This window comes from Caballeronia sp. ATUFL_F2_KS9A, assembly GCF_023630765.1.
In the GTDB taxonomy this organism is placed as follows: Bacteria; Pseudomonadota; Gammaproteobacteria; order Burkholderiales; family Burkholderiaceae; genus Caballeronia; species Caballeronia zhejiangensis.
This window is the reverse complement of sequence record NZ_JALQEK010000048.1, coordinates 42,828-64,225: the sequence shown is the minus strand read 5'-3', so window position 1 is coordinate 64,225 and position 21,398 is coordinate 42,828. Positions and strand designations below refer to the sequence as shown.

The following is a 21,398-nucleotide window of genomic DNA, read 5'->3' as shown; positions in this document are numbered from 1 at the left end:
CCGTGAAGTGTTGAGGCTCAGTCTGCAAGACGCAGCGTGATATGACGCCAGCCGTCCGCGATGCGCTCGCCGGCCAGCTCGCCCGTCGCGCAGGTCGCGACGCGCGTATCCGATGCGGGCACGCTCACGCGGACTTCGTTCTGCACGCGCGGCATCGCGCCGTGGCGTTCTATCGCGATGCGCAGGCTTCGCGCATCGCTTTCGATGACGACGCGCCAGCGCCCGTGCACGCCGTCGCGCCACGCTTCGGTTTCGCCGTCGTCTTCGATGCAATCGCCGCGCGCGACGCCGACGCCCGCGCAAGGCAACGCGATGAACGCGCGTTCATCGGCGGGACGCGCGAAGTGCTGCTCCGCGATGTTCAGCGGAATCACATGGCCTTCGCGGATCAGCATGACGGGGCGATCGTGCGGCGCGGGCAGCGTGACCGTTTGGCCGCCGTCGAAGACTTCGCCGCTCCAGTAGGACGACCAGCGCGCGCCCTTCGGCAGATGGATGCGTCGCTCGCTTTGCGCCGCCTCGACGACCGGCGCGACGAGCAGCGACGAGCCGAGCATCATGTCGTCGCCGTCTTCGAGGCAGAGCGGATCGTCGGGGAATTCGGCGAACATCGGACGGAGCACCGGTTCGTACGCGCGATGCGATCGCCAGAGCAGTTGGTACAGGTACGGAATCAGCCGGTAACGCAGCTTGATGAGACCGGCGATGAGATGGGTAGTTTGCGGATACATCCAAGGCTCGTTGACGGTGCCGTCGTCGTTCCATGAGTGGATGGAAAAGCGCGGCAGAAAGATGCCGAACGCGACCCAGCGCGACAGCAGTTCAGGATCGGGCGCGGGCCCCGCGAAGCCGCCGATGTCATGCCCGCTGTTCGACACGCCAGACATCGCGAGACCGAGGCTCATCTTGAGATTGAAGCGCAGCGTGTCCCACGACGTGTAGTTGTCGCCCGACCACGTCTGCACATATCGATGCATGCCGACGCCGCCCGAGCGCGATACGAGAAACGGCCGCACGCCGGGCGCATGTTCGCGCTGCGCGTCGCGCGAGGCGCGCATCATCAGTTGCGTCTGCAGGACCTTGGCCTCGCGCGCCGGAAACGGCTCGCCGAAGCCGCGCGCGATTGCATCCGCGCTCCAGATTTCGAACTCGTTGTTGTCGTTCCACGTCGCGGCGATGCCGTGCGCGAGCAGGCTTTCCTTCACGCGCGCTTTCCACCAGTCGATGGTCCGCGGATTCGTGAAGTCGAGATACGCGCCGACTTCGTCCCAGAACTGCACCCACGCCGGTTCGCCGTCGCGCGTTTCGATCAGGAGACCGGCATCGGCGACGGAATCGAACAGCGGGTGATCCCGCAGCAGACACGGCTTGATGTTCGGACACAGCCGCACGCCTTCGCGCAGATAGCTCGTCACGAAACCGTCGATATCGGGAAACTTGTCGCGATTCCAGTTGAACACGTAGCGCTTGCCGCCAATCGACGTATAGCCCGACGAAAGATGGAACGAATCGCACAGGATGTCGTGCTCGCGGCATCGGTCGATGAATTCGGCCATGCGCTTTTGCGCGTCGGGGGCGTCGGTGTAGCTCATCGTCGAGCCGGAGTAGCCGAGGCCCCACTTCGGCATCCACGCGGGACGACCCGTCAGCCATGTAAAGCGGCGCACGGCGTGAAGCGGCGTGTCGGGCGACGCGATGAAGTAATAGTCGAGATCGCCGTGCTCCGCGATGAAGTGCCGATAGTGCCCGTGATAGTTGTCGAGCTCGCGGCCCATGTCGAAGCGGCAATCGGCGAGCGTGTCGTAGAAGAGACCGAAGCCCGTCGATGTCTCCGGCTGCCACGTCACGTAGAACGGAATGTGCTTGTAGAGCGGATCGGTCGTGCGGGCGTTGTAGCCCATCGCATCGACGTTGCGCATCTCGTAGCTTTGATTCGCGCGGTCGAGCGAACCCGCGCGTTCGCCGAGTCCCACGTACATTTCGCCCGGCTTGCGCGCGATGTAGTGATACACGCGCTCGTCCCACCAGCCGAAGTTGTACGCCTGCGTCTTGCGATCGTTCATGACGTGATGCCACTGGCGGTCGCGCACGATTTGCCACGAGCAGAAGCCGCCGTCGAGCGCAATCGTCAAGCGGATCATCGCTGTCTCGATGACGACGTGTTGCTCATCGTCCGACATCGTGAACGGTGCGCTCGCGAAGCCGCTCGTATCGTAGCGGTCGCGTCCTTCGAGCGGCACGTCGTCCTGTCCGGGCGCGATCGCCCAGGTGCGCGGCCCGCGCAGTTCGCCGTGCGGCAAGACCAGCACGCGGATGATGTCATCGGCGAGGACGAACAGTTCGATGCGCGCGCCATCGGTCGAACTCAGCGCGACGCGGTTGTCCGTTCGCTCCGAAATCGCGAAACGCGGACGATTCTTCAAGTTGGCCATGATGTGTCTCCCGTTCATTCGATCTCAGGCGGCCCGATGCGCCGCGCCGGGCGGATTCGCGTCGCTCGTCACGCCGCGCATCAGCACGACGAGCAGCGCCGCGCCGATCAGGTCGAACGCGCCGAGCGCGGCGAAGAGCGGCGTGAAGCCCACCGAATCCGCGAGCGCGCCGACGACGAGCGAAAAGCCCAGTCCGCCGATCCACGCCGCCATGCCCGCGAAGCCCGCGGCGGTGCCGACTTCGCCGGGCTCGAAGACATCGGCGGCGAGCGTGTTGACGAGCGCCGAGATCATCTGATGCGCGAAGCCGCCGACGCAGAACAGCGCGATGGCTTCATACGGCGACGCGACGAGCCCGATGCACGCGGGCCCGATCATCATGAACGCGCCGAGCACGACGCCCGCGATGCGCGACGCGATGAGCGGCACGCGGAAACGCTTCATCAGAAACGGCGAAAGATAGCCGCCGAACAGCCCGCCGAGATCGGCGGCGAGAAACGGCAGCCACGCGAACATGGCGATCTGCTTGAGATCCATGTGACGCTCGGTCGCGAGATAGAGCGGAATCCAGAAGCTGAAGGTTTGCCACGCGGGTTCGGCGAAAAAGCGCGCCTGCGCGATGGCCCAGAAGCGGCGCGTGCCGAGCACTTCGCGGATGCGGCGTTGCTCGCCCGGGCGGTTCGTCACGGGCGTTTGCCCTTCGATGATCGCGTTCTTCTCCTGCTCGCCGATCTTCGGATGCTCGCGCGGCCCGCGATACAGCCAGTACCAGAACGCGGCCCAGACGAAGCCCATCGCGCCGGTCACGACGAACGCGCTTTGCCATCCGTAGCGCAGCGAAAGAAAGACGACGAGCGGCGGCGCGAACAGCGAGCCGAGCGACGTGCCGGCGTTGAAGTAGCCGACCGCGACCGACTTCTCGCGATTCGGAAACCATTCTGCGACGACCTTCATCCCCGCCGGAATCGCGACGGCTTCCGAGAGGCCCATGAGTCCGCGCAGCGCCGCGAGCGACACCCAGCCGCCGGCGAGCGCGTGCGCCATGCCGGTCGCGGACCAGAGGCACGCGAACAGCGCGAAGCCGAGCCGCAGCCCGATTACATCGATGATGAGTCCGCACACCGGCTGCATGATCGTATAGCCGACCTGAAACGCGGCGACGACATAGGAATACTGCTGCGTGCTCATGTTCATGAGCGTTTTCAGCTCGGCGGCCATGACGCCGAGCGCGTTGCGCGAAAGATAGTTGACGATCGTGCCCGCGCAGACGAGCGCGATGATCCACCAGCGCAAGCCGATGACTGTTTTCAAGATTGAGTCTCCGTTGTTCTCGACGGGCGATGAGCGGCGGCGCGCCGTGCCCTTTCTGTTCGGCTATCGCGATGATCGAATTCGAACGTTCGGCATCGAAAAGCCGGTTCAATCCTACTCTCGGCGACCGAAATTTATCTCAATTGCGACAAATAGTTTCGTTTCATCGATCAAATGTTCGTTTGCGATCATGTGGCGTCGAGCCAATGCGCAAGCCCCGGGCAAACGCCTACGCCCGATTTAACCGGCCATTACCCTTTGCGCGCGCGGCTTCCTAAACTTCACTAAAAAGGGGGAGGCGCTCATGTCAAAGCTCATTCACACGATGATTCGCGTGCAGGACCTGCAACGCTCGCTCGATTTCTACGAGAAGGCTTTCGATCTCGGCGTCGCGCACCGGCTGGACTTTCCGGACTTCACGCTCGCCTATCTGCGCAACGACGAAACCAACGCCGAGCTCGAACTCACCTGGAACAAGGGACGCGCCGAGCCATACACACATGGCGACGGCTACGGCCACGTCGCCGTGAGCGTGCCGGATGCGAAGGCGGAGCGCGAGCGTCTGATCGGCCTCGGTCTTTCACCCAACGACGTGCGCGAATTCAAGAACGACGACGGCTCGCTCATCGCGCGTTACTTCTTCATTCAGGATCCGGACGGCTACAAGATCGAAGTTCTCGAACGGCATGGACATTACGAATAGTCAGATAGTCAGCGGCATCACGCGGGACCACACACATAAATAAGCTGTTGCAGTGCCCCACAAGGAGAGAGACATGCGAGACACGATCATCCCGATCGTCGCGCAGCGGCGCGCGCACGACGGTGAAGAGCATCACGACCACGACGACATCGCCGCGCCACCGAACATCGCACTGACGCGACGCGAATTTCTGCGCGGCACCGGCGTGCTGGTCGGCACCATCGCGGCGACCTCGATCTTCGCGAGCCTCGCGCCGAGCCGCGTCTGGGCGCTCGAAATGCAGGGGCTCGACACGCATCAGGGCGAAGTGCTGCTGCAAGTCACGCGACAGATCTATCCGCACGCAACACTCGATGACGCCGTCTACGCGCTCGTCGTCAAGGATCTCGACGCCAAGGCGAAAGCCGATCCCGCCGTGCGCCAGCAACTCGCCGACGGCGTCGCGCAGCTCGACGCCAAAGCCGGCTCCGACTGGACGAGGCGCGGCGCGAACGACAAGGCGCAGGACGTCGCCGCGCTCGCGGGCACGCCGTTCTTCAACACCGTACGCAGCACGGCCGTCGTGTCCCTGTACAGCAACGCGCTGGCGTATCAGCACTTCGGCTATGGCGCATCGAAGGGCGATGGCGGCTATCTCTATCAGGGTTTCAACAACCTGTCATGGCTGCCCGATCCGCCTCTCGCGAACAGCGGTCCGATTCCGAAAGACAGCTAACCCATTCGAGCGATCCGATGGAAAACGGAGACAGACATGTACACGGACAACAAGGTGCAGTTCAGGCACAACGACGATCACGTCGTGGTGATCATCGGATCGGGCGCGGGCGGCGGGACGCTCGCCAACGAACTCGCGCAGAAGGGCGTCGACGTGGTCGTGCTCGAAGCAGGCGCGATGCACACGCAAGGCGATTTCGCGACGGAAGAGTGGAGCGCGTTCAAGCAGCTTTCATGGCTCGACAATCGCACGACATCGGGCAACTGGCGCGTCGCGAAAGATTTCCCCAACCTGCCCGCGTGGATCTGCAAGACCGTGGGCGGCACGACGGTCCACTGGGCGGGCGCGAGCCTGCGCATTCAGCCGCACGAGTTCAAGGCCAAGACGACTTACGGCGACGTGCAGGGCGCCAATCTGCTCGACTGGCCGGTGACGCGCGCGGAGCTCGATCCCTACTACGACCGCGCCGAGAAGAAGATGGGCGTCACGCGCACGAACGGCAATCCGGGCCTGCCGGGCAACAACAACTTCAAAGTGATGTCGGCGGGCGCGGCGAAGCTCGGCTACAAGGAGTGCAACACCGGCCATATGGCGATCAACAGCACGGTCCGCGACGATCGCACGCACTGCTTTCAGCGCGGCTTCTGCTTTCAGGGCTGCCGCATGGGCGCGAAGTGGTCGACGCTCTATACCGAACTGCCGCGCGCGCAGGCGACGGGCCGCATGGAATTGCGCCCGCAATCGCATGTCGTGAAGATCGAGCACGATGCGCGCGGCAAGGCGACGGGCGTCGTCTATTACGACAAGGACGGCAAGCTGCAACGGCAGAGGGCGCGCGTCGTCGCGGTGGCGGGCAATGCGATCGAGACGCCGCGGCTCCTGCTCAACTCGCAGTCGAGCAAGTTCCCCGATGGCCTCGCGAACGGCTCGGGCCAGGTCGGCCGCAACTACATGCGGCACACGACAGGCTCGGTCTACGGCGTGTTCAACGACAAGGTCGAGATGTTCAAGGGCACGACGATGGCCGGCATCATCGAGGATGAATCCGTGTTCGATCCGAAGCGCGGCTTCGCGGGCGGCTATCACATGGAGACGCTTTCGCTCGGGCTGCCCTTCTATGCGGCGTTTCTCGATCCCGGCTCGTGGGGGCCGAACTTCGCGGCGGCGATGGATCAGTATCAGTACACGGCGGGCATGTGGATCGTCGGCGAGGACATGCCGCGCGAACAGAACCGCATCACGCTCAACACCGACGTGAAGGATCAGTACGGGTTGCCGGTGCCGAACGTCCACTTCGACGATCATCCGAATGACGAAGCGATGCGCCAGCACGCGTACAAGCAGGGCAGCGCGGTGTACGAAGCGGCGGGCGCGAAGGCGACGTATCTCGTGCCGCCGTATCCGTCGACGCACAATCTCGGCACCGCGCGCATGAGCGCGAAAGCCGCCGACGGCGTCTGCAATTCGCATGGCCAGACGCACGAAGTGGCGAACCTGTTCATCTCCGATGGCAGCCAGTTCACGACGGGCGCGGCGGAAAACCCGACGCTCACCATCGTCACGCTGGCGATCCGTCAGGCCGACTACATCGCCGGCCAGATGAAGCAGCGCAGGGTTTGACGTGATTGCCGATGATCGCGTAGCGGAGTAGTTTGTTCGGTCGGCCGTCGTGCGACGAGCATGGCGGCCCGTTTCCTGGAGATCAACGTCATGTGTCGGGTGTACATCAACGCCGATCCGATCCTTTATGAATCGCGCACGCGTTCGCTGCGCATTCATGGTGTGATCACTACCGTCCGGCTCGAAAATCTCTTCTGGGACGTGCTGCACGAAATCGCCGGGCGCGAAAATCTCACGACGAGCCAGTTCGCCGTCAAGCTCTACGACGAACTGATCGCGCTGCGCGGCGAAGCGCCGACCAACTTCGCGTCGTTTCTGCGCGTGTGCTGTTTGCGCTATCTGTCGATGCGCGAGGCGAAGCAGGTGGCCGAAGGCGAGGCGGCGGGCGCGGTGGCCCTGCGTGTGCTGAAAGCGGGCTAGTTCGACGCATTCCTCATTGAACGCGAGCGCGCCGGGCTTCGGCGTGCCCCTTTCCGTCAGCCAAAGCGATGGTGACATCGGCCAAGCGCCGCCCGCCGTCCCAGTCAGCATCTAGCATCCTGTTCGACCGACAACGAACGACGACGCATCCGCGGTGATGCACGCCCGGACGCCGTTTGCCGCGGAGTCTCGAGCATGCTTTTCAATTCCTATTCGTTCATCTTCGCGTTTCTTCCCGTGGTTTTCGTCGGCGCGTTTCTGCTCGGGCGTTATAGCCATCGGCTCGCTGCGCTCTGGCTCGGGCTGGCGTCGCTTTGGTTTTATGCAATATGGACGCCACGCTTTGTCGTGCTCTTGCTCGGTTCCATCCTGTTCAACTATGCCGCCGCGTGGTGGATCGGCAGGGAAAGCGAAAGGAAAAGCGAAAGGAAAAGCGGCCATCCGAAGCTGATTCTTATCGGCGCCATAACAATCGATCTGGGTCTGCTCGGCTACTATAAATACGCCAACTTTCTCATCGATTCATCGAATCATCTGCTGGGGATGAATCTTGCGGCGCTCGACATCATTCTGCCGTTGGGAATCTCGTTCTTTACGTTCACGCAGATCGCCTTTCTCGTCGATGTCTATCGCGGCATCGCGCGCGAATACAACTTCGTCAACTACTTACTGTTCGTCACGTATTTCCCGCATCTGATCGCAGGACCGGTGCTGCATCACAGTCAGATGATGCCGCAGTTCGGCAATCCGAAAACCTTCCGGATGAATCCGGAGAACATATCCGCCGGATTGACGGTTTTCGTGCTGGGGCTCGCGAAGAAAGTTCTGATTGCAGACACGCTAGCCAAAGGCGCCGTGCCCCTTTTCAGCGCGGCGAGTGCGGGCGTGCCGCTGACTTTCTTCGAAGCCTGGACGGGCGCGCTCGCGTACACGCTCCAGTTGTATTTCGACTTTTCCGGCTATTGCGATATGGCCGTGGGCATCTCACTGCTCTTCAACGTCAAACTTCCGATCAATTTCGATTCGCCCTATAAGGCGGCCAGCATCATCGACTTCTGGCGGCGCTGGCACATGACGCTATCCGCGTTTCTGCGGGATTACCTGTATATACCGCTCGGCGGAAGCAAACACGGCGGCCCGCTGCGCCGCTACGTCAATCTGATGATAACGATGCTATTGGGCGGCTTGTGGCACGGCGCCGGATGGACGTTCATCGCGTGGGGCGGATTGCATGGCGCGTATCTGATCGTGAATCACGGCTGGCGCGCCGTGTCTCCGCGTCTGGGAATAGATGGTTCGAGCCGGTTCGCGCGAATCGCAGGCGTAGCGCTGACCTTTTCAGCCGTCGTCGTGGGATGGGTTTTCTTCAGGGCCGAGAACTTTCAGACCGCCTGGAACATGCTCGCGGGCATGGCGGGTTTTCACGGTGTTTCGCTACCCGCGTCTTTGGAACGGCATATCGTTCCCGTTCTCCGTTCGAAGCTGCGTTTCGACGGCTTTCTGCCATCCGTCGGCATTCCGTCGATGGTGTTCGTCACGCTGCTGTTCGGCTTCGTTCTCGTGTGGGGATTCCCGAATCTGCAGCGTTTGCTGGAGCGCTACAGGTCGGCTGAACTTTCATTCACGCGCGTCCGGAACCGGATATTGCCCCGCCGGGTCGACGCCACGTTATTGGCCGCAAGTCTTTCGGCGTTGCTCTTTTTCGTCGTGGTTCTGGCTATTGGATCAGCGGGTCCATCGGAGTTTCTCTATTTCGAGTTCTGACCATGACGTACTTGAAAATCTTCGCGACGTCGCTGGCCATTATCGCGATCGCCTGGTTCTCGGCGGCATTGATGCTCGCGCCCGCGCCAATTGCCGGCGAGTATTGGGTACGGGAAATGACGGTCGTGAAGCGGAGCATCGCGCAGCATTACAAGGGACAGCGAAAGCTGATCGTAGCGGCCGGATCGAACGTGCTTTTCAGCGTGGACACGACGCAACTGAGCAAGGATCTCGGCATTCCGGTTTTGAATTACGGATTTCACGCGGGACTCGCGCTCGATGAAATCCTTGGCGAAGTGACGTCCGTCGCCGAGAACGACGACACCGTGATTCTCGCACTGGAGCGCGAATACTATTGCGACGATGCCAACAAGGAGAATGCCACCTGGAGAGCGCGAAACGCCATCGCCTGGGATCACGACCGCTGGCGGACGTGGTCGATATTCCGGCGGCTGGACGCAATTACATCGATGGGTCCTGGACTCATCTTCGAACTCGCGCAGGCTCGAATTCGCGAGACATGGTTTCCGAAATCCATCGAAGACAGGCTTCGCGCATTTCACGATCAGGAAATCGTGACGAGATTCATCGATGCGCCGCCGCCGACATCATTCGCCTATTCCGCGTATCACCTCGACGGCCTGGGCAACATGCAGCAGATCGATGGCTCGAATTACACGGGACGTCCGGAATCGGCGGAACAGGAAACGGAAATCTGTCCGGATAGCTTTCTCGTGCTGAAGCGATTCGTCCATGCGATGCACGACAAGGGCGTGTCGGTCTACTTCGCCAATACGCCCTATGTGCAGACGAGCACGACGCGCGCGGATCGGGTCGAAGAGGCATCGAAGCAATTCGCCAGCGCCATTTCTCCGCTCGGAACCGTGCTCGACGACCGGAACCAGCTTCTCTTCAACCGCAAACTGTTTCTGAACACCGACCTCCACATGAACACCGAAGGCAGGACATTGAGAACCGGATTGCTCGAAGACTCGATCAAAAGCCATCCCGCATTGAAGCAATGGCTCGACTTGCGATGAACGCGAAGTTGTCGCGAGCGGCTATCGGCAGGCCATAACTTCCTTTTTCGAACCAGGAGACGATGCGAAGCGGGGGTATCTGCGAATTTTGCGCGTTGCTGGCACGATTTCCGTCACGCTGCTAGATTACCGTGCAACAGAATCGTTGATCGAGAGACTACGATGCCTGACAAATCCGCTTCCCCGCGTTCGCCTCTTCCCGCGCTGATCCTCATCGCGGCCATCGTCGCCGTGCTGGTCGCGGCCTTCGCCTACACGGCGGGCTGGCTCACGCCGAATCGCCTCACACCGGCGAAGATCGTGGGCAGCCTCGCGCCACCGGGCGGCGCGGTGCCGGGCTTCAGACGCAATCATGCGAAGGGCATCTGCTTCAGCGGCGATTTCGAATCCAACGGCTCGGGCGCGGCAATCTCCAAAGCCAGGATGTTCATGCCGGGTACGTATCCCGTCACGGGGCGCTTCAATCTCGCGACGCCGGACCCGAAAGCATCGGATGCGATGGCGCGCGTGCGCGGCCTGAGCCTGCGCATCGTGATGCCCGACGGCAGCGAGTGGCGCTCCGCGATGATCGATGCGCCGTTCTTCACCGTTGCGACACCGCAGGCCTTTTTCGACCTGCAACGCGCGCTCGCGAACAAGAGCGATCCCGAGTCGATGCAGAAGTTCGCCGCCGCGCACCCGGAGATCGCTGCGTTCGGCGCGTGGGCCGGCAGTGCGCCGTGGACGGCATCGTATGCGGACGAGCGTTACAACAGCCTCAACAGCTTCGTCTTCACGAACGCGGAGGGACAGGATCAGACGGTGCGCTGGTCCTTCGTTCCCGCCGCGAAGCCCGAGACGCTGACGCCGGACGAATTGAAGCAGAAGGGCGCGAATTTTCTCGATGCCGAGATCACGCAGCGCGTGCAAGGCGCGCCGCAACGCTGGGCGATGGTCGTCACCGTCGCGAATCCCGGCGATCCGACCGCGGACCCGAGCAAGGCGTGGCCGGAAGACCGGCATACGGTCGAAGTGGGCACGCTCGTCGTGAAAGCCATCGAGCCGGAGCCGGACGGTCCTTGCCGCGATCTCAACTTCGATCCGACCGTGCTGCCCTCGGGCATGCGCGTATCGGACGATCCGTTTCCTGCCGCGCGCTCGGCTGCCTATTCCGTATCGTTCAATCGACGCACCGCCGAGGACAAGGCCTATCCGCACACGCCTTCGCAAGGAGCGCAGCAATGAACGCGATCAACGAGCGGTTCTCGCCGCTGCAACGCGCCCTGCACTGGATCATGGCGATCTGCATTCTGTCGATGCTGTTCATCGGCGTCGGCATGGTGTCGACGGTGAGGCCGGACTATCTGACGCTCGTGTCGATACACAAGCCGCTCGGCATCGCGATACTCGTGCTCGCGCTGATCCGTCTCGCCGTGCGAATCGCGCGCGGTGCGCCGCCGCTGCCCGCGAACATGCCCGAGCCGATGAAGCTCGCCGCGCATCTATCGCACTATGCGTTCTATGCGTTGATGATCGCGCTGCCATTGCTCGGCTATGGCATGTTGTCGGCGGCGGATTATCCGGTCGTGATAGGCGGCTATCGCCTGCCGTCACTTTTGCCGCATAGCAATTCGTTGCACACGCTGCTCTGGAACGCGCATCGGTTCCTCGCGTTGTGCTTCTTCGCGCTGATCGTCGTGCATCTCGCGGCGGCGCTGTTTCATGCGCTCGTGCGTCGCGATGGCGTCTTTCACGCGATGGCGCCGTGGAAATAGACGCGCACGTTCAGGGGCGCCGCTGCTGCACGACTTGGGCGAGCGCCCGCACGCCCGGCTCGATCAGCTCCGCGCGTATCGCTGAAAAACCCATGCGGAAGCATCGCTGACCATCGGCGGGATCGGCGAAGAACACGCTGCCCGGTTCGATGAGCACGCCGAGCGCTTGCGCGTCTTTCGCGAGACGCGTCGCGTCGAGCCACGGCGGACCTTCGACCCAGCACGAAGCGCCGCCCGTCACGTTCGATGCGCGCAATTCCGGCAGATGCGTGGCGAGCGCATCCATCAGCACTTCGGCGCGTTCCTTGTAGACGCGCCCGAGCTTGCGCAATAGCGTGTCGTGATGACCGAGCGCGAGAAAGGTCGCGAATGCGCGCTGGATGTACGCGGCCGGATGACGAATCATCAGACGGCGCAGCGCGCGCAGCTCGCGTATCAGCTCGCGCGGCGCGACGATATAACCGAGCCGCAGTCCTGGCGCGAGCGTCTTCGACAGCGAACCGATATAGACGACGCGCTCTGCCGTATCGAGGCTCTTCAACGCGGGATGCGGCGTGCCCGAGAACGTGTTCTCGCTCTCGTAGTCATCCTCCACGACGATGAAATCATGCTTCACCGACAGGTCGAGCAACTTGCGTCGCCGCTCGATGGGCATCGTGACGGTCGTCGGACATTGATGGCTCGGCGTGACATACACGTAATCGCAAGGCGCGATCACGCTTTCATCGTCGATGACGGCGCCGTCTCCGTCCACTTCGAGCGGCACGATTTGCGCGTTGTGATGCTGGAAGATGTTGCGCGCATCGGGATAGCCGGGGTTCTCCATGCCGACTTTCGTCTGCGTGCCGCACAACAACGCGCCGATGAGATAGAGCGCCTGCTGGCAGCCGTTCGTGACGACGATCTCTTCGGGCATCGCGAAGACACCGCGACGCGGCAGCACGCGCGTGCGTATTTGTTCGACGAGCGTTTCGTCGTCGCGTTCGATGAGATCGGGCGCCCAGTTGCGGATCTCCATCACCGACAAGCCGTGCATGCAGCTCTCGCGCCAGTCGCTCGTCGGGAAGAGTTCGGTGTCGAATTGCCCGTAAATAAAGGGATATTCGTAACTCTGCCAGTTCGACGGCTTGACGATATTGCGTTGATGCGACGGCGCGTGCCGGATGCGCGCGCTCCAGTCGGGATGACCTTGCTGCGTCTCGATGCTCGATGTTTCCGCGACGCCCGCTGCGGTGAAGCCGCGTTGCAACTCGTCGGTCGCAGGATTCACGAAATGGCCGCTGCGCTCGCGCGAGACGAGATAGCCTTCCTCGACGAGTTGCTGATACGCGAGCACGACGGTGTTGCGCGACACGTTGAGCTGATCGGCGAGTTCGCGGCTCGAAGGCAAGGCGGAATCGGGCGCGATATGACCGCTCAGAATCGCATTGACGATCATCTGGCGGATCTGGTTTTGCAGGCTCATCCCCGAGACCCGCGAGCGCTCGAAGAGCTGCGCCCAAAGCATCGCGGTAGGACGGATGGGCATGCATGTCTCCTTGTGGAACGTTTATTGGATGTGTCGATATTACGTGGGGCTTGCCTGTCGCGCCAGTTGAAAAATAGCCCGAAGGCAGACGAGCTGTTAGCCGCGAATCCGTTCGCGCGATGACGCTGAAGTAAAAAATGATCCCGGATAGCGGATGCGGCGCGACGATTGAATAGAATCGCCTGCGTTTTCTCACGGATGACGACTTCGTAAGTTGGTTCTATTGACGATATCGGCGGCGCGCTAGCGTAATCTCCAAGCCGAATCGAACAGTCACCCCATCGAGCTTTCCGATAAGTATGCCCAAGGTTCTTGTTCTAAGCGTGAGCGCGGGCGCCGGCCACGTTCGCGCAGCAGAGGCGCTGTGCGCGTATGCAAAGACTCATCCCGCAAGTGTCGAAGCCGTGCATCTCGATGTCATGGACTTCGTTCCCGCAAGTTTCAAGGCGCTTTACGCAGAGTTCTACATCAAACTGGTCGCTCGCCAGCCGGCCCTCTGGAGTTATCTCTATCAGAAGACGGACAGCGCTTCGCCACGATCATTCGGCGAACGTCTTCGACGCGCGGTCGAGCGGCTCAACTGCCGCGCGCTGATAACGGAGATCGAGCGGCATCGCGCCGATGCGATCATTTGCACGCATTTCCTGCCTGCCGAGTTGCTTTCGCGTGAACGTCGTCTCGGCAACGTTCATACGCCGGTGTGGGTGCAAGTCACGGACTTCGATCTTCATCGCATGTGGGTCGTGCCGGGCATGCAGGGATATTTCGCCGCAAACGACGAAGTCGCCTGGCGCATGACGAACCGCGGCGTTTCATCGGCATCGGTTCACATCGGCGGGATACCTGTCATGCCCGCCTTCAGCGAGCCTCTCGACCGCGCGGCGTGCGCGGCGCAATGCGGCCTCGACCCTGCGCGCATGACTCTGTTGATGATGTCCGGCGGCGAAGGTCTTGGCGCGCTCGACGCACTCGCCGAACGTCTGCTGAACATGGACGGCGATTTTCAGTTGATCGCTTTGGCGGGTCGCAACGAAGCGATGCGCGCCGCGTTGCGAAAACTGTGCGCGTTCCATCCAGCACGTTTGCACGTTTCCGGCTTCACGCCCAACGTCGAGCGCCTGATGGCGTGTTCCGATCTCGTCATCACGAAGCCTGGCGGGCTGACCACGTCCGAGTGCCTCGCAATGAAACTGCCGATGATCGTCACCTCGCCGATCCCGGGGCAGGAAGAGCGCAATGCGGATTACCTGCTCGAACACGGCGTCGCGCTGAAAGCCGTCGATGCAGTGGCGCTGGAGTATCGCGTTCGCGCGCTGCTCGACGATCCGGCCCGGCTCGATGCGATGCGCGAGCGAATCGCGCCGCTCTCGCGTCCGTATGCAGCACGTTTCGTTCTGGATACGGTGTGCGATGCGCTCGGCAATCCGGATACAAAGGTGGCGGCATGAACGCACGTGCCCTCGTGCCTGGCGGGCGCACGCTCGCGCTCGTCGGCTGGGTCGCGCTGCTGGGCTTCTTGTTCGCCAACGTCGAAATACAGATCGAAGGCAACGCAGGTTGGGCCGCGAGCTTGCCGACATGGCGCATCGAACATCACTGGTTGCTCGACATCTTCTGGGGCGGCAGACCGATGACGGGGTATCACGCGTGGGTCTTTCCATTCGTCGCGTTGTTCTTTCATCTGCCCGTGATCTTTTTCGCTCGATGGTCATGGCGCATCGAGGCGCGCATCGTCGCATGCGTCATGACGTTCTGGCTGATCGAAGACTTTCTCTGGTTCGTTCTCAATCCCGCGTTCGGCATCGATCGCTTCGATGCGCTTCATGTGCCCTGGCACAAGCACTGGATCGGGTTCGCACCAACCGATTACTGGACCATGAGCATTGCAGCGCTCGTGTTGTTTCATCTGTCGCGTGAGCCTGGCACGGGGCGGTCGTCGCATGAATAAAGTCTTCCGCATTTTGTTTTACGGCGCGGGCTTCATCGCTGCGGCATACGTCCTGCAGTCGAAGATGGCGGCAGCGCCCGCTCCGGCCACGTCTGCATCCATGACGGTCGAACGCCCGCTGAACTGGGCCGAACCGATCGTGTACGCAGGCGTCGACAATCTTCATCGCATCACGCCTTCGCTTTATCGGAGCGCGCAGATATCGGCGGCCGATATCGTGCAACTGCGCGCACTGGGTATCCGCAAGATCGTCAGCTTCCGTTCGTTTCATTCCGATGAGGATGTTCTCGAAGGCAGCGGCATCGCGCTGCAGCGCATCCGTATCAACACATGGAACATCAAGGACGAGGACATGATCGCCGCGCTCAAGGCGCTGCGCGATGTCGACCGGGATGGTCCGATCCTCATTCACTGTCAGCATGGCGCGGATCGCACGGGGCTGGTATCGGCGCTGTATCGCGTGGTGTATCAAGGGTGGACCAGGCAACAGGCCGAAGATGAGTTGCTGCATGGCGGCTATGGATTTCATCCGGTGTGGGGAAACATCAGAAGCTATCTGCAGCACGTCGATGTCGAATGGTTGAGGCGGCAGGTTGGCGTTGCGGGGAGTCCCGCGTGATGCGCGCCTCCATGATTCGCATGGTGCTGATCTGCCTGCGACGTATCACCGTGCCTTTCGAACGCGCCGACGTCGCCGTGGTCTTCCGAAATGCGCTCCAAGATGACGGCACGCCAAAGCCCATTCTCGCGGCGCGGCTCGAGACCGCCTTGAAGTGTCATCGTGCGGGTCTTTGCTCGCTATTTCCACCTTCCACGAGCGCAGCTCGCGTTCGAGAGCCTTGGCGCAACGGTCTTGCCGGATGCGTTTCCGCGTGAAGTCAGGGCGATGGACGCATATTCGATTTGGCGCGAAGTGTCCGCATACGCCGTCTATTTCGCCCGGCTCTCGCTCGACGAGCACGCCGAGCCGGTGTCGTTCAGGCCGGTGAAGTTTTTGATGAGTCTCTTCTTCTGAGCTGCAAGTCAACTCGCGCCCCGCACCGAAAACGCCATCTCCCTTCTCTGCCGCAACCCGACCCACGCCGCCGACATCGCACTGACGATGCCCGCTGCGAGGCAGTATCCCGCGATCATCCACGGATCGCCGCCGTTGCGTTGCAAGAGCCACGTCGCGATGATCGGGCTGATGCCGCTCGCGAAGATCCCCGAGAACTGATACACGAACGAGATGCCCGAGTAGCGCACTTTCGCGTCGAAGAGTTCGGAGAAGAGCGCGGCTTCCGGACCATAGATCGATGCATAAACCACGCCGAGCGGAATCACGACCGCGAGCCACGCGAGCATCGTATTGCCGCCGCTATTCTTCATGAGCCAGAAGCCGAGGAACGCGGAAAGCCCGGTCGCAAGCGATCCCCAGAAGTAAATGCGCGCACGCCCAACGCGATCCGACAGCCGTCCGAAGAACGGAATCGTGAAGATCATCACGAACGCGGCGACCATTACGCCGAGCAGCGCGTCCGTGCGTTGCAGATGCAGCGTGCCGGTGAGATAAGAAATCGAAAACACGCCGAACACGTTGAAGAACACGCCATCGATGAAGCGTGCGCCCATGCCCGCAAGCGTATTGCCGGGATACTTCGTGATGACATCGACGATCGGCATGCGCGCTTCGCTGCCCGTCTTCTGGATGCGGGCGAACTCCGGCGTTTCCATCACGTTCAGGCGGATATACATGCCGATGAGCACAAGCGCGAACGACAGGAAGAACGCGATACGCCAGCCCCATGCGAGGAACTGCGCGTCGGTCAGCATGAGCGAGAGCCCCGCGACGACGCCCGACGACAGACACAAGCCGAGCGCGAGGCCGATCTGCGGAATGCTCGCATAGAAGCCGCGCTTGTTCTCGGGTGCGTATTCGAACGCCATCAGCACGGCGCCGCCCCATTCGCCGCCGAGACCGATGCCTTGCAGCACGCGCAGAAACAGCAGCAGCGATGGCGCCCATATGCCGATCTGCGCATACGTCGGCACCATGCCGATCAACACTGTCGCGACGCCCATGATCGTCAGCGTCATCACGAGCATGCTCTTTCTGCCGACGCGATCGCCGAAGTGCCCGAAGATCACGCCGCCCAGCGGCCGGCTGAGAAAGCCGACGGCGAAGGTGCCGTAAGCGAGCATCGTCGAGATGAGCGGATCGCTGCCTGGAAAATAGAGCTTGTTGAAGACGATGCCGGCGACCACGCCGTATAGAAAGAAGTCGTACCACTCGATCGTCGCGCCGATCAGACTTGCGACGACGACCTTTCTCATCTGTTTGCCATCGGTTCGGGGCAGTGCGTTCATGGTTTGTCTCCGTGATGGGTTCGAGACTTGTGCTCAGTCTCTTTGGCCTGCATGGGCCATGGGCTTTTCCGCAACGACCTGGGTTACGTCTTCCACATGCGTGACGTGCTGATAGCGCTGGTCTTCGAGAATCATGTCGGACGCCTTCTCCGCGATCATGATGACAGGCGCATTCGTGTTGCCCGATACGAGCTCCGGCATGATCGACGCATCGACCACACGCAGTCGTCCGATGCCGCGCACCTTCAGGCGCTCATCGACGACCGCGGATGCATCGTTGCCCATCTTGCAGGTGCCCGCCGGGTGATAGATCGACTGACTGAACTTGCGCGCGACGTCGAGCAGATCGGCATCGGTTCGATACTCCGAACCAGGAATGAACTCCGACACGATGTGCTTCGCGAGCGAAGGCGCCGCCGCGATGCGTCGCGCCACCTTGATGCCGCCGATCACGACGGGATGATCGCGTTCGTCGGAAAGATAATTCGCATGAATCGCGGGATATTGCAGCGGATCGTTCGAGCGAATCTCGACGCTGCCGCGGCTGTACGGCCGCAACTGACACACCGAAGACGTGAACGCCGAGAACGGATGCGCGCCTTGTCCGGGCTTGTCGGCGGAAAGTGGTTGCATGTGAAACTGGATGTCGGGACGCGCGACATCCGGCGACGAACGCGTGAAGATCGCAACCTGGCTCGCCGCGAGCGTCAGTGGCCCGGTGCGCGAGATAACGTATTGCAAGCCGATGAGCGCTTTCTTCAGCGGATTGTTGACCTCGTCGTTCAACGTCCGCTCGCGCGTCTTGAACACAAGCCGCACTTGCAGATGATCCTGCAGATTCCGGCCCACGCCCGGCAGTTCGTGCCTCACTTGCACGCCTGCGCCGTTCAACACGCTCGAAGGCCCGACGCCCGAGTTCTGCAGAATCTGCGGCGAGCCGATCGCGCCAGCCGCGAGAATCACTTCGACACGCGCGCGTACTTTCTTCACGACGCCTTCATGCATGTACTCGATGCCGACCGCTTCCTTGCCGTTGAACAGCACCCTGCGCGTTTGCGCCCGCGTCTCGACGATAAGATTGCGCCGGTCGCGCACCGGCTTGAGAAAGCCCTTCGCGGTGCTCCAACGAAAGCCCTTGTAGGCCGTCTGCTGAAAATAGCCGACGCCTTCTTGCGTCGCGCCGTTGTAATCCTCGTTGAACGGGATGCCGATTTCCTGCGCCGCCGCGATGAAGTGATCGGCGATCGGACGGCGCAAGCGCAAATCCGATACTTTCAACGGCCCGCCCGCGCCGTGATATTCGCTCGCGCCGTGCTCCTGATCTTCCGATTTCCTGAAGTAGGGCAGCACGTCCTTGTAACTCCATCCCGCGTTGCCGAGTTCGGCCCAGCGATCGTAGTCCTCGCGCTGACCGCGCACATAGAGCAGCCCGTTGAGCGAACTGCAGCCGCCCAGCACCTTGCCGCGCGGCCAGTCGATGCTGCGTCCTGCGACGGCATCGTCCGGTTCCGTGCGATAGCACCAGTCGAGCTCGGGATCGTGCATGGTCTTGAAGTAGCCGACGGGGATATGAATCCACGGGCTCGCATCGGGCCCGCCCGCTTCGAGCAGCAGCACGGTGTTGGACGGATCGGCGCTCAGACGGTTGGCGAGCACGCAACCTGCCGAGCCGGCACCGACGATGACGTAATCGACTTCCTGCTGCATGACACCTGTCTCCTGAGGTCTTCTTTTGGAACGAATCGTTTCGTTTGCGTTTCGTTCAATGTGGAAGAAGCGGGCAAGGAAGCCAAGAGAAAAGCGCGGAAGCTCGCGAAAGTGAAACGGAAAGTGCGAATTCCGATTCAGAAGCGGAAGGGGGATTGGGGTTGTCCCTGAGCCGCGATTTATTGATTCGCTATCCGAAGTAACGATGCTGCGGCGCGTCAGGAAGTGGCCGTGAGCTCGGCGGCGGCTTCCTGCAGGCGCGGCACGAACGTCAGCGCACGGGACAGCGCCATGCGCGAGACCGGCCCATGCACGGCGATGGCCGCGATGCACTTGCCGCGCGAGTCGAAAACCGGCACGGCGACGCAGGCGATGCCCAACACGAACTCTTCGTTATCGACGGCGATGCCCTTGTTCGCGATGCGATCCAGTTCCGCTTCGAGCAGGTTCGGATCGTCGAGCGTGTTGGGCGTGAAGCGTTCGAGCCGCATCGCGCGAACGAGCGCGCTGCGTTCGTCGCGCGGCATCATCGAAAGAAGCAGCTTGCCGCTCGCGCTGCAATGCGCGGGAACATGCGATCCGGGCTTGAGCTCCAGTCGCAGCGCCCACGGCGATTCGCAGCGGTCGAGATAAAGCACTTGCGTGTCGTGCAGCGTGCTCAGGTTGCACGTTTCGCCGAGATCGGCGACGAGACGCTCCAGAATCGCATGACGCTGGCGCCGCGCGCCGCTGTGCATCATCACGTCGACGCCGAGCCGTTCGAGGCGCGGGCCGATCACGTAAGCGTTCTTCTGGCCCGGCTCGCGCGCGACGAAGCCGCCCGCTTCGAGCGATTGCAACATGCGATGCAGCGATGCCTTCGGTTGCTCGATGATGTTCGCCAACTCCGCGAGCGACAGCGCGCCCTTCGCCGCGACCAGATGTTCGAGCACGCTGAATGCGCGCAGCGTAGGCGTTTCGTTGCGCGCGGCGCTTTCGGCGAGCGGCGCGCTATCCGTCGATTCAGGGTGAGCGAAGGCTTCCGTATCGGCTCGCGTGTCCATGTTGCGCGCTCACGCCGGGTGATGCCGCGCTGCCTGCGCCTGCACGCAAGTCGCGGCGATTACGTGAAAGATATCGTCCGCGCTGCAGCCGCGCGACAGATCGTTGGCGGGCTTCGCCAGCCCTTGCAACAACGGGCCGATAGCCTTCGCACCGCCGATGCGCTCCGCGAGCTTGTAGCCGATGTTGCCCGCTTCCAGACTCGGGAAGATCAGCGTGTTGGCGTGTCCTTCGATCTGCGAGTGATGCACCTTGCGCATCGCGATTTCGGCGACGATCGCGGCGTCGAGCTGCACGTCGCCATCGATGGCGAGGCCGGGGCGCGCTTCCTTCACGCGCCGCGTCGCTTCGATGACCTTGTCGACGGCCGCATGATGCGCGCTGCCGCTCGTCGAAAACGACAGCATCGCGACGCGCGGGTCTTCCATCAGCAGACTGCGTGCGCTGTCGGCCGCGGCCATCGCGATTTCGGCGAGTTGCTCCGCATTCGGCTCGACGACGAGCGCGCAATCGGAAAAGACGAGGCCGCCTTTCATCGTATGAAAGGGCTCGCAGAGCATCATCAGAAAGAAGCTGGAAACGAGCTTGAATGAAGGCCGAACGCCGATGATCTGAATCGCGTTACGCACGACATCCGCCGTCGTGTTGACCGCGCCGGACACCGAGCCGTCGGCCTCGCCCATACGCACCATGAGGTTCGCGAAGCACAGCGGATCGCGCACGGCGGCGCGCGCCTGATCGGGCGTCATGCCCTTTTTCTCGCGCAACGCGAAAAGCTCTTCCGCAAAGCGTTCGCCAAGCGATGATTGAGAAGGATCGATCACCTCGATGCCTTCGAGATCGATGCCCGCGCCATCCGCGACCTGATACGCGCGCGCTTTCGCACCCGCGAGCACGATGCGCGCGATACCTTCCCTGTGCGCGCGTTGCGCCGCCTGAAGGACGCGCGTGTCTTCGGCTTCGGAGAGGACGACGCGCATCGGCAGGTCGCGAGCCTGATCGATGATGCGATGCATGGCTTTCATGGCGGGCTCTCGATGGTCGGTCGGAAAGCGCCGCTGCGCGGGCG

Annotated in this window: 19 protein-coding genes; 12 read left to right on the top strand and 7 right to left on the bottom strand. The window is 62.1% G+C overall.

The window, feature by feature from the left end; translation table 11 throughout:
• Positions 1-17 precede the first annotated feature (17 nt).
• Positions 18-2,432: a glycoside hydrolase family 31 protein gene (locus NCS67_RS27985; protein WP_250437521.1), complete on the bottom strand. Its 2,415-nt coding sequence runs from the start codon at positions 2,430-2,432 to the stop codon at positions 18-20.
• 24 nt (positions 2,433-2,456) lie between these two features.
• Complete coding sequence (locus NCS67_RS27980; RefSeq protein WP_008346087.1) at positions 2,457-3,743, bottom strand: MFS transporter; 1,287 nt, start codon at positions 3,741-3,743, stop codon at positions 2,457-2,459.
• A gap of 304 nt (positions 3,744-4,047) precedes the next feature.
• Here NCS67_RS27980 and NCS67_RS27975 point away from each other — a divergent pair, with 304 nt between their 5' ends.
• From NCS67_RS27975 to NCS67_RS27940, 8 genes are all read left to right on the top strand, one after another.
• The gene (locus NCS67_RS27975) at positions 4,048-4,446 is read left to right on the top strand and encodes a VOC family protein (protein ID WP_008346085.1); all 399 of its coding nucleotides are present in this window, start codon (positions 4,048-4,050) and stop codon (positions 4,444-4,446) included.
• Between the two features lie 73 nt (positions 4,447-4,519).
• A complete protein-coding gene (locus NCS67_RS27970; protein WP_008346083.1) occupies positions 4,520-5,161 on the top strand; it encodes a twin-arginine translocation signal domain-containing protein in 642 nt (213 codons plus the stop codon).
• 36 nt (positions 5,162-5,197) lie between these two features.
• Positions 5,198-6,781, top strand: coding sequence for a GMC family oxidoreductase (locus NCS67_RS27965; RefSeq protein ID WP_008346081.1), 1,584 nt, complete (start codon positions 5,198-5,200; stop codon positions 6,779-6,781).
• Between the two features lie 90 nt (positions 6,782-6,871).
• A complete protein-coding gene (locus NCS67_RS27960) occupies positions 6,872-7,201 on the top strand; it encodes a ribbon-helix-helix domain-containing protein (RefSeq protein ID WP_250437542.1) in 330 nt (109 codons plus the stop codon).
• Between the two features lie 195 nt (positions 7,202-7,396).
• Entirely contained in the window at positions 7,397-8,965 is a 1,569-nt protein-coding gene (locus NCS67_RS27955) for an MBOAT family O-acyltransferase (protein ID WP_250437520.1), read from the top strand.
• Positions 8,966-8,967: 2 nt separating this feature from the next.
• Positions 8,968-10,005 (top strand): hypothetical protein, encoded by a 1,038-nt coding sequence (locus NCS67_RS27950; protein WP_008346076.1) that lies wholly within the window; start codon positions 8,968-8,970, stop codon positions 10,003-10,005.
• A gap of 162 nt (positions 10,006-10,167) precedes the next feature.
• Positions 10,168-11,229 carry a catalase family peroxidase gene (locus NCS67_RS27945; protein ID WP_250437518.1) on the top strand — a complete coding sequence of 354 codons (1,062 nt, stop codon included), beginning with the start codon at positions 10,168-10,170 and terminating at the stop codon, positions 11,227-11,229.
• Positions 11,226-11,759, top strand: a complete 534-nt coding sequence (locus NCS67_RS27940; protein WP_008346072.1) for a cytochrome b — start codon at positions 11,226-11,228, stop codon at positions 11,757-11,759. Before NCS67_RS27945 ends, NCS67_RS27940 begins: the two co-directional genes overlap by 4 nt.
• Before the next feature lie 10 nt (positions 11,760-11,769).
• Here NCS67_RS27940 and pdxR read toward each other — a convergent pair whose 3' ends face one another.
• The gene (gene pdxR, locus NCS67_RS27935; RefSeq protein WP_175980320.1) at positions 11,770-13,287 is read right to left on the bottom strand and encodes a MocR-like pyridoxine biosynthesis transcription factor PdxR; all 1,518 of its coding nucleotides are present in this window, start codon (positions 13,285-13,287) and stop codon (positions 11,770-11,772) included.
• Positions 13,288-13,586: 299 nt separating this feature from the next.
• Here pdxR and NCS67_RS27930 point away from each other — a divergent pair, with 299 nt between their 5' ends.
• The 4 genes from NCS67_RS27930 to NCS67_RS27915 all read left to right on the top strand — a co-directional run bounded on the left by NCS67_RS27930 (position 13,587) and on the right by NCS67_RS27915 (position 16,250).
• Complete coding sequence (locus NCS67_RS27930; RefSeq protein WP_250437517.1) at positions 13,587-14,735, top strand: MGDG synthase family glycosyltransferase; 1,149 nt, start codon at positions 13,587-13,589, stop codon at positions 14,733-14,735.
• Positions 14,732-15,235, top strand: a complete 504-nt coding sequence (locus NCS67_RS27925; RefSeq protein ID WP_250437516.1) for a hypothetical protein — start codon at positions 14,732-14,734, stop codon at positions 15,233-15,235. Before NCS67_RS27930 ends, NCS67_RS27925 begins: the two co-directional genes overlap by 4 nt.
• A complete protein-coding gene (locus NCS67_RS27920) occupies positions 15,228-15,854 on the top strand; it encodes a dual specificity protein phosphatase family protein (protein ID WP_250437514.1) in 627 nt (208 codons plus the stop codon). The genes NCS67_RS27925 and NCS67_RS27920 overlap by 8 nt, the downstream gene beginning before the upstream one ends.
• Positions 15,855-16,016: 162 nt before the next feature.
• Positions 16,017-16,250, top strand: coding sequence for a hypothetical protein (locus NCS67_RS27915; RefSeq protein WP_250437512.1), 234 nt, complete (start codon positions 16,017-16,019; stop codon positions 16,248-16,250).
• An 8-nt stretch (positions 16,251-16,258) separates the two neighbouring features.
• On the opposite strand, the gene NCS67_RS27910 is transcribed toward NCS67_RS27915, so the two are convergent.
• The 4 genes from NCS67_RS27910 to pta form a co-directional block, all read right to left on the bottom strand.
• The gene (locus NCS67_RS27910) at positions 16,259-17,572 is read right to left on the bottom strand and encodes an MFS transporter (protein WP_372492603.1); all 1,314 of its coding nucleotides are present in this window, start codon (positions 17,570-17,572) and stop codon (positions 16,259-16,261) included.
• Positions 17,573-17,614: 42 nt separating this feature from the next.
• Positions 17,615-19,288 carry a GMC family oxidoreductase gene (locus NCS67_RS27905; RefSeq protein ID WP_250437510.1) on the bottom strand — a complete coding sequence of 558 codons (1,674 nt, stop codon included), beginning with the start codon at positions 19,286-19,288 and terminating at the stop codon, positions 17,615-17,617.
• Positions 19,289-19,506: 218 nt separating this feature from the next.
• Positions 19,507-20,331 (bottom strand): IclR family transcriptional regulator, encoded by an 825-nt coding sequence (locus tag NCS67_RS27900; protein ID WP_250437508.1) that lies wholly within the window; start codon positions 20,329-20,331, stop codon positions 19,507-19,509.
• Positions 20,332-20,340: 9 nt separating this feature from the next.
• Positions 20,341-21,354 carry a phosphate acetyltransferase gene (gene pta / locus NCS67_RS27895; protein WP_250437507.1) on the bottom strand — a complete coding sequence of 338 codons (1,014 nt, stop codon included), beginning with the start codon at positions 21,352-21,354 and terminating at the stop codon, positions 20,341-20,343.
• Positions 21,355-21,398: the final 44 nt, after the last annotated feature.

Coding starts and splice junctions, on each gene's coding strand:
- NCS67_RS27985 (WP_250437521.1), bottom strand. CDS start 2,432: ATGGCCAACTTGAAGAATCGTCCGCGTTTCGCGATTTCGGAGCGAACG.
- NCS67_RS27975 (WP_008346085.1), top strand. CDS start 4,048: ATGTCAAAGCTCATTCACACGATGATTCGCGTGCAGGACCTGCAACGC.
- NCS67_RS27970 (WP_008346083.1), top strand. CDS start 4,520: ATGCGAGACACGATCATCCCGATCGTCGCGCAGCGGCGCGCGCACGAC.
- NCS67_RS27965 (WP_008346081.1), top strand. CDS start 5,198: ATGTACACGGACAACAAGGTGCAGTTCAGGCACAACGACGATCACGTC.
- NCS67_RS27960 (WP_250437542.1), top strand. CDS start 6,872: ATGTGTCGGGTGTACATCAACGCCGATCCGATCCTTTATGAATCGCGC.
- NCS67_RS27955 (WP_250437520.1), top strand. CDS start 7,397: ATGCTTTTCAATTCCTATTCGTTCATCTTCGCGTTTCTTCCCGTGGTT.
- NCS67_RS27950 (WP_008346076.1), top strand. CDS start 8,968: ATGACGTACTTGAAAATCTTCGCGACGTCGCTGGCCATTATCGCGATC.
- NCS67_RS27945 (WP_250437518.1), top strand. CDS start 10,168: ATGCCTGACAAATCCGCTTCCCCGCGTTCGCCTCTTCCCGCGCTGATC.
- NCS67_RS27940 (WP_008346072.1), top strand. CDS start 11,226: ATGAACGCGATCAACGAGCGGTTCTCGCCGCTGCAACGCGCCCTGCAC.
- pdxR (WP_175980320.1), bottom strand. CDS start 13,287: ATGCCCATCCGTCCTACCGCGATGCTTTGGGCGCAGCTCTTCGAGCGC.
- NCS67_RS27930 (WP_250437517.1), top strand. CDS start 13,587: ATGCCCAAGGTTCTTGTTCTAAGCGTGAGCGCGGGCGCCGGCCACGTT.
- NCS67_RS27925 (WP_250437516.1), top strand. CDS start 14,732: ATGAACGCACGTGCCCTCGTGCCTGGCGGGCGCACGCTCGCGCTCGTC.
- NCS67_RS27920 (WP_250437514.1), top strand. CDS start 15,228: ATGAATAAAGTCTTCCGCATTTTGTTTTACGGCGCGGGCTTCATCGCT.
- NCS67_RS27905 (WP_250437510.1), bottom strand. CDS start 19,288: ATGCAGCAGGAAGTCGATTACGTCATCGTCGGTGCCGGCTCGGCAGGT.
- NCS67_RS27900 (WP_250437508.1), bottom strand. CDS start 20,331: ATGGACACGCGAGCCGATACGGAAGCCTTCGCTCACCCTGAATCGACG.
- pta (WP_250437507.1), bottom strand. CDS start 21,354: ATGAAAGCCATGCATCGCATCATCGATCAGGCTCGCGACCTGCCGATG.